The following is a 14,987-nucleotide window of genomic DNA, read 5'->3' on the forward strand; positions in this document are numbered from 1 at the left end:
TACCAAGAGGACGGGTAGAGCTTCAATAAAGGTGCTTTGGGAAGGGTGGTTTAAACTACAAACCATCCTTGAAGGCTACGAACTCGCAATGTCTCTTGATCACTAGACTTGTGATCAAGAGACAGCCGCTCGCGGGGGCTTTTTTATTGACGAAAAGCAAAACTCTGTTCGAAATTTAGTCTCACTTTTTCAAACTCATACTTGCCTCTAAGACCCTAAAAGCACAATCAATTATTCTGTGGTTAGGGATGATTATTTGAAGGGGCAACCAATGCCAAAGATGAGTGCGAATACACTGGTCAAGTTACTGGTGTGTTTTTTGATTCCGCTCGGTGTTTTAATGATGCCGATTGATGCTATACCAATAGACGACCTCACGTTAATTCAGCACCGTCTACTGGCGATTTTCCTTCTCGCTGCGCTGCTATGGGTTTTAGAGCCTGTCCCCGTTTTTGCCACTTCAATTCTTATCATCGCACTGGAATTGATCATGATATCGGATAAAGGCTTACACTTATTTCGTAACCCACCAACGGGGCATGATTTGGGGGACTTGATCGCTTACACGGACATCTTCTCCGCTTTCTCTTCTCCTATCATCATCCTTTTCATGGGGGGCTTCGCACTCGCTATTGCTGCCTCTAAATACGAGCTTGATAACAACCTTGCTCGTGTACTGCTAAAGCCGTTTGGCACTCAGCCTAAGTTCATCATGTTGGGCTTAATGCTGATTACCGCCGTGTTCTCGATGTTCATGTCTAATACGGCGACCACTGTCATGATGCTCGCATTATTAGGCCCAATTGTAGCATCGGCACCGAAAGGCGATTTAGGCATTAAAGCCCTCGTATTGTGCATTCCAATTGCCGCGAATACTGGTGGTATTGCAACGCCAATCGGTACACCGCCCAACGCGATTGCCTTGCAATACTTAACCGGAGAAAACAGCATCGACTTCCTATCTTGGATGATGATGGGATTACCTTTCGTCTTGGTGCAACTAACGCTGGCCTGGTTCTTATTACAAAAGCTCTTCCCTTCTAGTGAACCAGAGATGAAGCTGCGTCTGGATGGAAAGTTCAAGAAGAGTTGGCGTGCGATCGTGGTTTACGTCACCTTCGCCATGACTATCCTGCTGTGGATGACGACTAAAGTGCATGGCATGAATACGTATGTGGTCGCCATTATTCCACTCGCGGTATTCACTTTAACGGGCATCATGGGCAAAGAAGAACTTAAGCTAATAAACTGGGATGTGCTGTGGTTGGTTGCCGGTGGTATCGCCATTGGTATTGCCCTAGACAAAACTGGCTTGGCAGAAGCGCTAGCTCACGCCATTGACTATGAGTCCCTTTCTCCATTCTCTGTCGTCATCGCACTATCGATTGTGTGTTGGTTAATGGCGAACTTTATGTCCAATACCGCGACAGCGAACTTACTGATGCCAATCGCAGCCGCCATTGGCGCCTCCATGCCAAGTCTTGTTGCTATCGGTGGTTTGCAAGGGCTATTAGTTGTGGTCGCTTTCTCTGCTTCACTCGGTATGATTTTGCCCGTCTCTACACCACCAAATTCTCTCGCCTACTCTACTGGTTTAATTGAGAGTAAAGACATGGCGAAAGTCGGTTTAATCATCGGGGTGATTGGGCTCTTTATCGTTTATGGTGCGGTACTTATTATCTTTTGATCATCACACTCTGCGGTAGTGCAATCTGCCGCAGAGTCCCCTGCTCTTTCCCCACAGGCCCAACAGCATTCAAGTTAACTCTTATTTCACCACAATAAATTCATACCTATAAACAATATGTTGAATAAAAATCACACTATTTAGCTTAAGTTTATCGGCTATATGTCGATAAATTATCTGCAGCCTTTCATGTAACTTTCCGTGCTTGAATCGTCTCATACCCATTGGTGTCACCACTTGTGACGTTGATCTTTTTGTCTGTTTTATGAAGGTAAGGCAATGAGAAATACAATTAAGTTAAAAATCCAGATTGCGATTGCAGTCATTATCGCCATTGTTAGTGGCGTTCAAGCTTGGGTTTCCGTCAATCAATTGCGCGAAGAAACCACGTCTACTCTTAACCGAGAAATTCAAAATATTTCTCAATCAACCAACCGTTACATTAGTGACTGGCTCTCGATTCGTAGCGATATGATGCTGGCGAACGAAGCTATTATTGCAAGCTCTGACGATGCAGACCGAGAGATGCTACTTACCAAGCGTGCCGGTAAGTTCTTATCGGTTTATGCTGGATTTTCTGATGGTTCTATCGCGTATGGCGATAAAAGTGAATCATGGCCAGCCGATTACGACCCTCGAACTCGCCCTTGGTATCAAGATGCGATGAGTAAGTCAGGCCTAATTATTACAGAGCCATACCAAGACTTTGATGGCAGCATTGTTGTCAGCTTCGCTAAAGCATTCAACCAAAGCAATCGTGGTGTTCTTGCCGCAGACTTAGCAGTAACCGATATCATCAAAGAAGTACTGAATATCCAATTGGATAATGATGGCTTTGCATTTTTGGTGGATGGCAATAACAACTTAGTGGCTTACAAAGATGAGAAATTAAGTCAAAAACCACTGACTGAACTTAACCCTACATTAACGCACAGCGTAATGATGAATCTCGCAGGCGATGCAAAGTTAGATACCATTCAATGGCCAAATCAGGGTGATAAGCTAATTTACGTAGCCAACGTACCCAATACCGACTGGTCTTTAGGAATCGTGCAAGACAAGCAAATGGCGTTTGCTTCTGTCTCTGAGCAGGTAACATTCACCGCGATTGCCTCTATCGTGTTGTACTTGATTATTGCAGCGATCAGCACTTACATCATCACGCGCTTACTCCAACCACTTCAAACGCTCTCAGATGCCCTTTCTGAGCTATCGCAAGGAGAGGGAGACTTAACCCAACGCATCAAGATTGAACGCATGGATGAGATTGGCGAACTTGCAACGCATGTAAACCAATTCCTCGCACAAATGCAAACTATGCTAAAAGGCATCGTTGAAAACAGTGAGCAACTATCGGCGCAAGCGAATCAAGCAAATGAACTGTCAGCAATGGCGGCAGGTCGCGTTGAGCATCAGCAGAACGATGTTAACCAAATTGCCACAGCGATTCATGAGATGTCAGCAACCGCAGCAGAAGTCGCAAGCCATGCAGAATTGACTGCCAGCGCTTCACAAAACTCTGCATCCGCTTGTATGGATGGACAAAATGTTATCCAGAAGAACCGTGAAGCGATTGTCGAGTTAGCAGAACAAGTCAGTGATGCCGCCAACGTGATTTCTGAGTTGGAAGCGAATACGCAAAGCATCAACCAAATCCTATCGACCATCCAAGGCATTGCAGAGCAAACCAACTTATTGGCACTCAATGCCGCAATTGAAGCCGCGCGTGCTGGTGAACAAGGTCGTGGCTTTGCCGTGGTTGCTGATGAAGTACGAGTATTGAGCCAACGCACTCATGGGTCAACGGAAGAAATCCGTACCATGATCGAAACACTGCAAAACAACACCAAACTGGCAGTCAATAGCATGCAAACCAGCACCAGTTTGGCGGATACCAGCGTGGATTATGCTCAGCAGGCGCACGATAGCCTAACCAGCATCACCAACTCCATCACTGAGATCAACGACATGGCAATGCAAATCGCAAGCGCAGCAGAAGAGCAACGTGCGGTGAGCGAAGACATCAGCCGCAACACACAAGGCATTAAAGACGATGCCGACATGATTGCCGAACAATCGCTTAAGAGCAGTGACGGCGCACGCCAGATGTACGATACCGCCAATACGATGCGTGAGAACATCAGTCGCTTTAAAGTGTAACGCGCCCTCAAAAGCAGCTCAACGAGCTGCTTTTTTATTAGCGATAAGATGCTCTTTTACATATCTATAAATTGATGCATATTAGAGCCTTACCCTGCTCTACAAGGATGTCTCGCAATCATGGGTTATGAATGGCTGGCGCTATGCGCTGCTTTCCTATGGGCTGTTTCTAGCTTAATTTCTGTTGTTCCCGCTCAGCATCTTGGTGCGTTTTCCTATAGCCGATGGCGTATGGGTTGTACAGCCGTCATCCTATCCAGTATGGCTTGGTTCACCGGAGGTTGGTTAAGTGTGACCACAGAACACATTACGCCAATGATGGCATCCGGTTTGATTGGTATTTTTATTGGTGATACGGCGTTATTCGCTTGCTTGAACCGCATGGGACCACGCCAAGCAGGCTTGCTGTTTTCTTGTCATGCCGTCTTCTCTGCCATTTTAGGTTACTTCCTATTTAGCGAAAGCATGACTGGAACGGAGCTGATTGGTGCAGCCTTAGTTTTTAGCGGTGTCGTGATGGCGATTTTCTACGGCCGACGCGGGCAAGCTAGTAATACGCTAGAAGAAATCAAAGGTAATGTTTGGATAGGTGTCGGGCTCGGTTTAACTGCCGCTATGTGTCAGGCGCTTGGTGGTATCATTGCTAAACCAGTCATGCAAACGAGTGTCGATCCAGTCGCCGCTTCTGCGATTCGCATGATCAGTGCCTTTGTCGCGCATTGCGCGCTTTGGTTGATTGGCGCGAAGGTAGCCCGTGCGACTCAAACTATCACCTGGAAAGTTTTTGGTATCACTGCATTAAACGGTTTCTTGGCCATGGCAGTAGGTATGACGTTGATTCTCTATGCCCTACGTGAGGGAAATGTCGGGATGGTGGCTCTGCTTTCTTCAACAACACCAATCATGTTGCTGCCGCTGTTGTGGGTTTACACCAAGAAACGTCCAAATCGCTTTGCCTGGTTTGGCGCGGCCTTAGCCGTGATTGGTACTGGTATCTTAGTACAATAGAGCAGGTTCAATTAGGGCCTGTTGAGCTTAGTAACTCACCGCCTTACCAAACACAGAATCGCAGACACAAAAAAGCCCGAGTCGAACTCGGGCTTTTATCATTCTGAATCTTAGTTAATTACTTAACTAGGATTTGACCAGACATTTCTGCAGGAATTTCTAGACCCGCTAGAGAAAGCATGGTTGGTGCAAGGTCAGACAGTTTACCGCCTTCTTTGAACTCAACCGCTTTGTCACCTACGTAGATTAGAGGTACAGGTAGGTTAGTGTGTGCAGTGTGAATTCCGCCCGTTGTTGGGTCAATCATCATTTCCGCGTTACCGTGGTCCGCAGTGATCAGTAGCTGACCGCCAACTTCTTTGATTGCTTCAACCACTTTACCTACGCTTTCATCTAGTGCTTCGATAGCTTGCTCAGCCGCTTCGTAAACGCCAGTGTGACCAACCATATCTGCGTTCGGGTAGTTACAAATGATAGTGTCGAATTTGCCAGATTTGATCGCTGCAACCATTTTCTCAGTTAGCTCTGGAGAGCTCATCTCTGGTTGCATGTCGTAAGTTGCTACTTTTGGAGAAGCAACAAGTTGACGCTCTTCACCTTCAAATTCGTTCTCAACACCACCGTTGAAGAAGAATGTAACGTGTGCGTATTTCTCTGTTTCAGAAATACGTAGCTGAGTTTGACCTTGCTTAGATAGCCACTCACCGTACGTGTTTTCTAGAGACGCAGGTGGGAAAGCAATAGCTAGCGGGATATCAGCTGCGTATTGAGTCAGCATCACGAAGTTGATCGCAGGGAACGCCGCACGCTCGAAGCCATCAAATGCAGGAACGAATGCACGAGTGATTTGACGTGCACGGTCAGCACGGTAGTTCATGAAGATAACCGCGTCGCCATCTTGCATGATTGCATCTTCTTGGCCTTCAGCTTTGATCGCTGTAGCTTTAACAAACTCGTCGTTTTCTTCACGAGCGTAAGCCGCTTCTAGACCAGCAACTGCTGTTTCTGCTGTGAACTCAGCTTTTGCTTGAGTCAGAAGATCGTATGCAACTTGAACGCGATCCCAGTTGTTGTCACGGTCCATTGCGTAGTAACGACCTACGAGAGAAGCAACACGGCCTTTACCTAGTTTCGCAAATAGGTCTTGGAAACGTTGTAGTGAGTTTTCAGCACTGCGTGGTGGCGTGTCACGGCCGTCTAGGAAGCAGTGTAGGTAAATTCTCTCAGCGCCACGAGCGGCTGCCATTTCAACTGCTGCGTAGATGTGATCTTCGTGAGAGTGAACACCACCTGGAGACATAAGGCCCATTAGGTGTACCGCTTTACCAGCTTCAACTGCAGAATCGATAGCTTCAACTAACGCAGCTGTCTCAGCAAACTCACCATCAGCGATAGACTTAGTGATACGAGTTAGATCTTGGTATACAACGCGACCTGCACCGATGTTGGTATGACCAACTTCTGAGTTACCCATTTGACCATCAGGAAGACCAACGTCCATACCTGAAGCAGAGATTAGAGTGTTAGGGTTATTCGCAATCAGTGCATCCATTACTGGTGTTTTAGCATTTGCAATTGCGTTACTTGCTGTGTCTTCACGGTAACCGTAACCGTCAAGGATAACTAGAGCCAATGGCTTCTTAGCAGACATAGTGATGACCTCATCAAATTTAAGTAACTTTCGGCGTAGAGCTTCATTGCTCCATCTAACCTTGAAACAAAACTAGCGTAATTTTACTACACTTTTTAACCAAAACTGTAGGTTAAGATCAAATAATGTTTGCGATTTATTGTTGCTATCTTACAAGTTAGCAAGCAATCCGACCTAGTCAGCAAACGTGTTTCACAAGCATAGTCACTTTCAAGATGCTTTGTACGACCACCGAAATACTTTGGTGAAAAACTTTTTGTTGATAACTATTCTGCGCTTTTCAATGTAGAAGTGAAGTCAATTACACCAATTAGATTGATAGGAAGAAGTGATACTAAGATTGCACGAATAGCACATTAGAAAAGGCTTGAGGCAAGCGCGTAGATCTCAATTATTCGTTAGAAAATTTTAACCCTCTCGCCTAAGGCGACTAACCCCGCTATACTCCTGCTTTATTTTTCCGCCAACATTGCAAGAGCTCAAGACATGCAAGAGTACATTGATTTTTTCCAACAGAACATGATTCTATCTTTGGTTTGGGTAGGTCTTCTTGTCGCATTCATCATGAACATCGTGAAGTCAGCGACAGCCGCATACAAAGAGATTAACGTAAACCAACTGACTCACCTAATGAACCGTGAAAACGGCGTTGTGGTCGATATCCGCTCTAAAGATGAGTTCAAACAAGGCCATATCACCGACGCACTTCACATTTTACCGTCAGATATCAAAGCTGGTAACTTTGGTAGCCTTGAAAACCGTAAATCAGACCCAATCATTGTGGTATGCAAGACAGGCCAAACTGCTCAAGAAAGTGCAAACCTACTAGCTAAAGCAGGCTTCGAAAACGTAAGCCTACTGAAAAATGGCTTGATTGCATGGAGCGAAGCGAACCTACCGCTAGTACGTGGTAAAAAATAAGGTTCGCGGTAAAAATCCAATTTTGCCAAGCCTCGTTTATATAAACTGAGCAAATAGAAAGCAGTTGAAGCACTAAGTTGTGACGCTTTGCACGTAATACGCGCTTCATCTAGTCAATGTAGATTTGCTCAGTTAGTCTCAGGACAAACCATATTTCTGGGTTTAGATCGTTCTAGGCTCAACAAATGTTTATTAAGGATTTAAAAATGGCTGAAGCAGCACCACAAGACGCACAACAAAACTTCGCAATTCAACGCATCTTCCTAAAAGACGTTTCTTTTGAAGCGCCTAACTCTCCAGTAATGTTCCAAAAAGAGTGGAACCCAGACGTTAAACTAGACCTAGACACTCAAAGCCGTGAGCTTGGTGAAGGCGTTTACGAAGTAGTTCTACGTCTAACCGTTACTGTTAAGAACGAAGAAGAAACAGCGTTCCTATGTGAAGTTCAACAAGGTGGTATCTTCACAGCTGAGCAAATGGAAGCAGGCCAACTAGCACATTGCCTAGGCGCATTCTGCCCGAACATCCTATTCCCTTACGCTCGTGAAACTATCTCAAGCCTAGTGGTTAAAGGTACGTTCCCTCAACTGAACCTAGCGCCAGTTAACTTCGACGCGCTGTTCATGAACTACCTACAACAGCAAGCTCAACAAGGCGAAGCTGAAGCGTAATTCACGTTTTGTAAGTGACGTGTCATAGTAGATTCTAATTCGACACGGCATATACCTTAAGAAAATGCACAACGCGTCTAACCAGTGATGCAATGTGCATTTTTTATTTCTGAAAGATCCTAGTTCCTAGCCGCTAGAGAGCGTAAAATCTGGCGATTATGAACTAGATTCTATTAGTAGAAAGACAATTAGGCGGTAGCATGACACAAGCAAATACCAACAATGCTTACGGTAAAGACATCGCAATGACGGTGATTGGCGCAGGTTCATACGGCACTTCTTTGGCGATTTCCCTTGCTCGCAACGGTGCGAACGTGGTTCTTTGGGGTCATGAGCCAGCACACATGGCTCGCCTTGAGGCAGATCGTGCCAACCATGAATTCTTACCTGGTATTGATTTCCCTGAAAGCTTGATTATTGAATCGGATTTAGAAAAAGCCGTTCAAGCAAGCCGTGACTTGTTAGTCGTCGTTCCTAGCCATGTCTTTGGCATCGTACTGAATAGCTGCAAGCCTTTCCTACGTGAAGATTCTCGTATTTGCTGGGCAACCAAAGGCCTAGAACCAGAAACAGGTCGTCTACTTAAAGAAGTAGCTTTCGACATTATTGGTGAGAGTTACTCTCTCGCGGTACTTTCAGGTCCTACTTTCGCAAAAGAACTTGCGATGGGCATGCCAACAGCCATCTCCGTTGCCTCTCCAGACTCAGATTTCGTTGCTGATCTGCAAGAAAAAATCCATTGCAGTAAAACTTTCCGTGTTTACGCAAACAACGACTTCATCGGCATGCAACTTGGCGGCGCCGTGAAAAACGTTATCGCCATTGGTGCAGGTATGTCTGACGGCATTGGTTTTGGTGCGAACGCACGTACAGCACTCATCACACGTGGCCTTGCGGAAATGAGCCGCCTTGGCGCTGCACTGGGCGCACAACCAGAGACCTTTATGGGCATGGCTGGTTTGGGTGATCTTGTATTGACTTGTACCGATAACCAATCACGTAACCGCCGTTTTGGTTTGGCACTAGGTAAAGGTAAAGATGTCGACACCGCTCAAGAAGAGATCGGCCAAGTGGTGGAAGGCTACCGTAACACGAAGGAAGTGTGGATGCTTTCTCAACGCATGGACGTTGAAATGCCAATTGTTGACCAAATTTATCAAGTATTGTATCAAGGGAAGGATGCGCGCCTGGCAGCGCAAGATTTACTTGCTCGTGACAAAAAAGCCGAAGGAAAGTAGCACTCTACGCCCCTTTGCACCTCATCTGAGAAGAATAGAAGTTGTCGGGTCACGGAAGAACCACTCAGGACATTGAGAATGAAACACTGCGAAAAACAAAAAGTCTGGGACAAAATTGTCTCAGAAGCCCGTGAGATGTCAGAGCAAGAGCCCATGTTGGCGAGCTTTTACCATGCGACTATCATCAAGCATGAAAGCTTGTGTGCTGCGTTAAGCTACATTCTGGCAAACAAATTGAACACCGCTTCCATGCCTGCAATGGCAGTACGTGAAGTGGTTGAAGAAGCCTTTGCGGCCGATCCAACCATCACGGACGGCGCGGCCTGCGATATTTGTGCAACGGTGAATCGTGACCCAGCGGTTTCGATGTACTCAATGCCACTGCTTTATCTAAAGGGCTATCATGCTCTGCAAGGCTACCGCGTAGCAAACTGGCTCTGGAAGCAAGGGCGTCACGCACTTGCGACTTATCTACAAAACCAGATCTCTGTGGCATGTCAGGTGGATATTCACCCTGCGGCACGCATCGGTAGTGGTATCATGCTAGACCATGCGACAGGCATCGTGATCGGTGAAACGGCTGTCGTAGAAAACGATGTGTCTATTTTGCAGGATGTCACCCTTGGTGGTACTGGCAAAGAATGCGGTGACCGTCACCCGAAAATTCGCGAAGGCGTCATGATCGGCGCCGGCGCAAAGATTCTTGGCAATATCGAAGTGGGTGAAGGCGCGAAAATCGGCTCTTGCTCTGTGGTATTGCAAGCAGTGCCACCGCACACAACTGTGGCGGGAGTGCCTGCGAAAATTGTTGGTCGTCCAAAAACGGACAAACCTTCTCTCGATATGGATCAAGGCTTTAATGGCAAATCGCAAAGCTTTATCCACGGGGATGGTATTTAATCGTCATTTAATCTTTTGACAATAATGTGGTAGGTAACTCTCAAGTGCGAAAACAAAATCACCCAGTGCTACGCTCGGCTATTTTATTAACTTGTGCTTTATCTGCCACATATCCCATCACCTCTTCCGCTGCTAGCCAGCAAGAGCTGAAAGGCGTTTCCAGCGAAATTAACCGCCAGCGTAAGTCACTCACCTCTCAAGAAAAACAACTGAACGATCTACAAAAGTCGCTAAAAAACCAAGAGCTTGGTATTTCTAAATTAGAACGAGAAATCAAGCAAACCAAAGCAGACTTAGCGCAGGCTGATCAAAACATTAATAAGTTAGAAGAGAAGATTGCTCTGCAAGAAGGCCAGCGTCAAGCGCAGGAAGAAGAGCTAAAGCAGCTGCTTCAGACCTACTACGTGACAGAAAGAGCCAAAGCCAATGGTCACCTTTTGAATCAAGGTGTAGAAGAAGATCGCATTAGTCAGTACTTCCAGCATTTGGCAAAAGCACGGGCAAAAGTGATTGATGACATCACCAAGACCACGCAGGAGTTGGCACATAATAAGAACCAACTCGAGCTCGAAAAAGCACAAATTGAAACCCTGCTCAAACAGCAATCCGAAAAACGTTCTTCGTTGGCAAATACCCAGTCGAAACGTAAAGGGACACTGAGCAAGATTCAAAAAAGCATCAAAGACGACAAGCGTTACCTTTCTGAACTACAACGCAACGAAACCCGTCTAAAAGCCGAGATCGCGAAAGCCGCAAAACGTAACGCAGTGCCGATGGATGGTATTGCGAAACAGCGCGGTAAATTGCCATGGCCATTAAAAGGTCGCGTCCTACATAACTTTGGCACAAGACAAACCGGCCAAGTAAACTGGAAAGGCATGGTGCTCTCAGCTAATTATGGCCAGCAAGTGAAAGCGGTTTACCCAGGTACCGTTGTATTTGCGGAGTACTTACGTGGTTATGGTCTAGTCGTTTTGCTTGACCATGGTAAGGGCGATATGACACTTTATGGCTACAACCAAGCGTTAACTAAGAAAGAAGGCGATAAGGTGACAGCAGGTGAAGTCATTGCACTCGCGGGGGATACTGGTGGTCAAGACCGTGCCTCGCTCTACTTCGAGATCCGCCGTAATAGTGAAGCGCAAAACCCGAAATCTTGGCTGAAACGTTAACTACTCAACTTATTGTTTCGCAATAAAAAAGGAGCCACTCGGCTCCTTTTTTGTATGTATATTTGGGAAAGCGCTATGCGTAATAGGTCTCTACCGCATCAATAAAGGCACTTACATCATCTTGACTTAACGCATTAATACCCGCAGCCGCTTCTCTTCCACCACCAGTTGGGAACTGCCCACACACAGCCACGGCACCTTGCTTGTTATTCAACGGAGCACGAAGAGAAACCGTGTATGTGCCATCTGTATTTTCAGTTAATACCGCATGCGCAGAGTCTGGATTTTGGTTCGCAAGCCAGTTGCCATAAACACCACTAATTCGGCGTGATGCTGCATTATTCGGTAGTTCAAACAGCTTGAGCTTTGAGCTTTCGTGAGTTGCAGGGACAGCTAGTGCCGCATCCATATCTTGCTGATAAGCCGATTGTAATTGGTAGTAAGGTGACGCTTTATCTTCAATAGCATCAAATGGAGAGGTGTACTGAAGAAGTGCACGATACAAATCCGCCGGATGGAAGTGAAGATCATCAACTTTCGAGCCGTAGCCATTGTAGTTAATCAGTGTACCTAGCTCTTTTAACTGCGCTTTTTGCTCTTCATTGAGTTCGATTTTGTCCGCCAATGCATCCGCTTTAGCAATCAAGTTATCACCATAAGCAGCGGTGATCGCCCATGTATGAAAACGGCCATCAAGCAGTTTATCGACAATCAAAGCGGTACACATATTAGCATCAAGATCGATGTGCGCATCTAAGTTACCATGTTGAGGAATCTCACCCGCTTTGTGGTGATCAGCGTAAAACACATGTGCGCCTTGAGCCAATGCTTGCTCTAGACCTACCATGTTCTTTTCCATTGAAATGTCTAATACCGTCAGCTCATCGCCAGCTTGCAGAACGACCTTTTCCACCAGCTTAATATCACGTTTAACACCAGTCACCAACTTAGCTTCGATGGGATCCGCCAAACGCAATTGCAACAATGCGATGATGCCATCGGCATCGCCATTAAAAATGTCGTAGTTCATTGAACGATAGTTCCTTTATCGAGAGTCATATCCCAACAGATAATTGGGGGTGTATGAATCCTATTGTGCGAAATGAGCACAGCAAGTCAACTCAAGGGAGGGGCTGAAAATGAGAGCTGCGCTCTAAACCTTAAGCATTGAGCCATACTCTCATTTTCTAATGTTAATAAGGAGGGAAAATAGTACTAACTGTGTAGTGTGCTTAAAGCCTCTTCGAGTAGCAGTAACTGCTCCATACCTTGCTCTGTCGCAACAGGCTTCACCACATTTAGCATTTGTAGCATGCCTTGTTTTACCATTGTTTCGGTGATTTCTGTTTTTGGAGACATCGCTGATTGATACGCTAGCCAGCTACACGCAATCAAATGCAGAGTGCAAACCAAAGGCTTCAATTGTGTTTGGTCAACGTTCAACAACTTCAGCGACACAAACTCTTGCATGATGGCAATCAGGTTCGCTTGGAGCTTTTCCTGAACATCAATGTACTCATCATGCAGCTTTTCATCGCGCGATAAGATTTCCGGTAAGTTTGCGTAAAAGAAACGGTACTTCCACATTAGCGTAAAAATGGAATCTAGGTAGCTTTTCAGCATGGTCAGGCTCTCTTGAGAACCTTGAATTGGAGTGAATCTTTCTAGCAACTCCGCAGAGTAAAGTGCGAAGATCTCACGCACGATTTCTTGCTTATTACGAAAGTGGTAGTAAAGGTTGCCTGGGCTAATTTCAATATGGTCAGCAATGTGATTGGTTGTGATATTGCGCTCACCATGTTGGTTAAACAACTCCAGTGCGGCATAGACAATTTTGTCGCGCGTTTTCATGGTTATCGTATTCCCTCTTCATTAACGAATTGAGTATAACGACTTCACCAACCTAGGTCGATAGAGGCTCCAAATACGGTAACATAGCAGACCAGTTACGATACCAATGGTGTTCGCAATCAGATCATGCCATGACGTTTGTCGACCCACATACCCTTGCAGAACTTCAATCACGGCACTAAATAACAAAATACTCACTGCTATCGTCCAACGCTGACGCCACTTTGAAACACAAAAGCAACCTAAGAAACCAAAACCACTGTACGCCATCGCATGCTGCATCTTATCCAAGTACGCAATGTCACCCCAATCTTGCAACTCACCCGAACTCAAAGAAAGATAAGCAATGAGGGCGGCATAGCTCAGTAGAACGAAACGGGCAGCGGTTAGGTTCATCATCAATCCTTAAGCAATTGGGAATGGGAAAGCGGTCACTTGATCAATATGGTCGCAACCTAATGCCAACATAATCAAACGATCAATGCCTAATGCCACACCAGCACAATCTGGCAAGCCCGCCTCTAATGCACCAATAAGATGGAAATCGATAGGTTGTGGCTTCAAGCCCATTTCTAGACGCTTAGCGTTATCTTGTTCGAAACGTGCTAATTGCTCTTTCGGGTTATCGAGTTCATGGAAGCCGTTCGCAAGCTCAATACCTTTGAAGTACACCTCAAAGCGATCCGCGACACGGGTATCTTGTGGGTTAATCTTTGCCAGCGCGGCTTGTGAAGCTGGGAAGTCATAAACAAACGCAGGGACTTGCTGACCAATCTTGGCTTCCACACCGATGCTGAACAACAGTTGCAGCAAGGTATCACGATCTTCTTCTGGCTCTGCAATGTCACTCAAACCCAGCTTTGCCGCGACTGCTTTTAGCTCTTGCATCGAGCCTTCTAACGGGCACACGCCAAGCACGTCAATAAAAGCTTGCTGGTAAGTCATTCGCTCAGCAGCGCCGCACTTCAATACCAGTTGTAGCAGGTCATCCATTTCGTCCATCAGCTTATGATGATCAAAACCGATACGGTACCACTCCAACATGGTGAATTCAGGATTGTGGTGACGACCATTCTCTTCATTACGAAAAGCTTTGTTGATTTGGTAAATACAACCACTGCCCGCAGCCAGTAGGCGCTTCATATGGAATTCAGGACTGGTCATAAAGAACAGTTTGCTACCACCGGCATAGCCTGGTCCTACAAATTCAGTCTGGAAGGTATGCAAATGAATGTCTGTCACCGTCGCGTGACTCATCGCTGGCGTGTCGACTTCCATTACCTGTCGCTCGGCGAAGAATTGACGAATAGCGGTAATCAACATCGCACGTTGACGTAGTTGTTCCATAGAAGCGGTAGGTTGCCAGTTCGTTTGCATAACAAAACTCTTAAAAGGTTGATGAGCAGGAAAAATAGCAATTTTGGCATGATTTGCCTAGTTCAGCGAGGGGGGAATCGGCTCCAATTTTTGCCCCCCAAACGCGAATAAAAATCGATTAAAACTGAAGCAAGCATTTGACGTTCCACAGTACAAAAAACACTCACAACTTACCCTATTATCAATGAGGGTAATGTCGCGCAACAGTCATGTAACATTGACAGCGATTACGTTTGTGCACCAAACGTTTCGTGCCGTGATAGCAGTCACATAACCTAGAATTTCTATGCTCACATGTGCATTACCGGAGAAAAACCCCAAATACATCAATTTTTCTGCCATAAGCCTCCC

At 45.9% G+C, this 14,987-nt stretch carries 13 protein-coding genes; 8 read left to right on the forward strand and 5 right to left on the reverse strand.

The genetic code is table 11. The annotated features are described in order from the left end of the window. Positions 1-271 precede the first annotated feature (271 nt). The 3 genes from ATB76_RS24515 to ATB76_RS24525 all read left to right on the forward strand — a co-directional run bounded on the left by ATB76_RS24515 (position 272) and on the right by ATB76_RS24525 (position 4,855). Positions 272-1,687 carry an SLC13 family permease gene (locus ATB76_RS24515; RefSeq protein WP_061036240.1) on the forward strand — a complete coding sequence of 472 codons (1,416 nt, stop codon included), beginning with the start codon at positions 272-274 and terminating at the stop codon, positions 1,685-1,687. Positions 1,688-1,966: 279 nt separating this feature from the next. Beyond that, positions 1,967-3,847, forward strand: coding sequence for a methyl-accepting chemotaxis protein (locus ATB76_RS24520; protein WP_039974263.1), 1,881 nt, complete (start codon positions 1,967-1,969; stop codon positions 3,845-3,847). A gap of 120 nt (positions 3,848-3,967) precedes the next feature. Then, positions 3,968-4,855: a DMT family transporter gene (locus ATB76_RS24525; RefSeq protein WP_061036241.1), complete on the forward strand. Its 888-nt coding sequence runs from the start codon at positions 3,968-3,970 to the stop codon at positions 4,853-4,855. Positions 4,856-4,973: 118 nt separating this feature from the next. Here the strand turns inward: ATB76_RS24525 and gpmM are convergent, their stop codons facing one another. Beyond that, complete coding sequence (gene gpmM / locus ATB76_RS24530) at positions 4,974-6,506, reverse strand: 2,3-bisphosphoglycerate-independent phosphoglycerate mutase (RefSeq protein WP_061036242.1); 1,533 nt, start codon at positions 6,504-6,506, stop codon at positions 4,974-4,976. Positions 6,507-6,992: 486 nt separating this feature from the next. Between gpmM and ATB76_RS24535 the strand changes: the two genes are divergently transcribed. The 5 genes from ATB76_RS24535 to ATB76_RS24555 all read left to right on the forward strand — a co-directional run bounded on the left by ATB76_RS24535 (position 6,993) and on the right by ATB76_RS24555 (position 11,408). Then, entirely contained in the window at positions 6,993-7,427 is a 435-nt protein-coding gene (locus tag ATB76_RS24535; protein WP_038871024.1) for a rhodanese-like domain-containing protein, read from the forward strand. A 206-nt stretch (positions 7,428-7,633) separates the two neighbouring features. Beyond that, the gene (gene secB, locus ATB76_RS24540; RefSeq protein ID WP_005530940.1) at positions 7,634-8,098 is read left to right on the forward strand and encodes a protein-export chaperone SecB; all 465 of its coding nucleotides are present in this window, start codon (positions 7,634-7,636) and stop codon (positions 8,096-8,098) included. A 200-nt stretch (positions 8,099-8,298) separates the two neighbouring features. Then, entirely contained in the window at positions 8,299-9,336 is a 1,038-nt protein-coding gene (gpsA, locus tag ATB76_RS24545) for an NAD(P)H-dependent glycerol-3-phosphate dehydrogenase (protein WP_038881493.1), read from the forward strand. 78 nt (positions 9,337-9,414) lie between these two features. Beyond that, positions 9,415-10,236 carry a serine O-acetyltransferase gene (gene cysE / locus ATB76_RS24550; RefSeq protein ID WP_038881492.1) on the forward strand — a complete coding sequence of 274 codons (822 nt, stop codon included), beginning with the start codon at positions 9,415-9,417 and terminating at the stop codon, positions 10,234-10,236. A 26-nt stretch (positions 10,237-10,262) separates the two neighbouring features. Beyond that, positions 10,263-11,408, forward strand: coding sequence for a murein hydrolase activator EnvC (locus tag ATB76_RS24555; RefSeq protein WP_042602243.1), 1,146 nt, complete (start codon positions 10,263-10,265; stop codon positions 11,406-11,408). A gap of 73 nt (positions 11,409-11,481) precedes the next feature. Here ATB76_RS24555 and ATB76_RS24560 read toward each other — a convergent pair whose 3' ends face one another. The 4 genes from ATB76_RS24560 to epmA form a co-directional block, all read right to left on the reverse strand. Then, the gene (locus ATB76_RS24560; RefSeq protein ID WP_061036243.1) at positions 11,482-12,438 is read right to left on the reverse strand and encodes an acetyltransferase; all 957 of its coding nucleotides are present in this window, start codon (positions 12,436-12,438) and stop codon (positions 11,482-11,484) included. 185 nt (positions 12,439-12,623) lie between these two features. Beyond that, entirely contained in the window at positions 12,624-13,259 is a 636-nt protein-coding gene (locus ATB76_RS24565) for a TetR/AcrR family transcriptional regulator (RefSeq protein WP_038871017.1), read from the reverse strand. A gap of 21 nt (positions 13,260-13,280) precedes the next feature. Further along, a complete protein-coding gene (locus tag ATB76_RS24570; RefSeq protein WP_038871015.1) occupies positions 13,281-13,655 on the reverse strand; it encodes a VanZ family protein in 375 nt (124 codons plus the stop codon). A gap of 9 nt (positions 13,656-13,664) precedes the next feature. Next, positions 13,665-14,636, reverse strand: coding sequence for an elongation factor P--(R)-beta-lysine ligase (gene epmA, locus ATB76_RS24575; RefSeq protein ID WP_042602245.1), 972 nt, complete (start codon positions 14,634-14,636; stop codon positions 13,665-13,667). Positions 14,637-14,987 lie beyond the last annotated feature (351 nt).

Origin of the sequence: Vibrio sp. MOR3 (assembly GCF_001557775.1) — a bacterium.
Taxonomy (GTDB): domain Bacteria; phylum Pseudomonadota; class Gammaproteobacteria; order Enterobacterales; family Vibrionaceae; genus Vibrio; species Vibrio jasicida.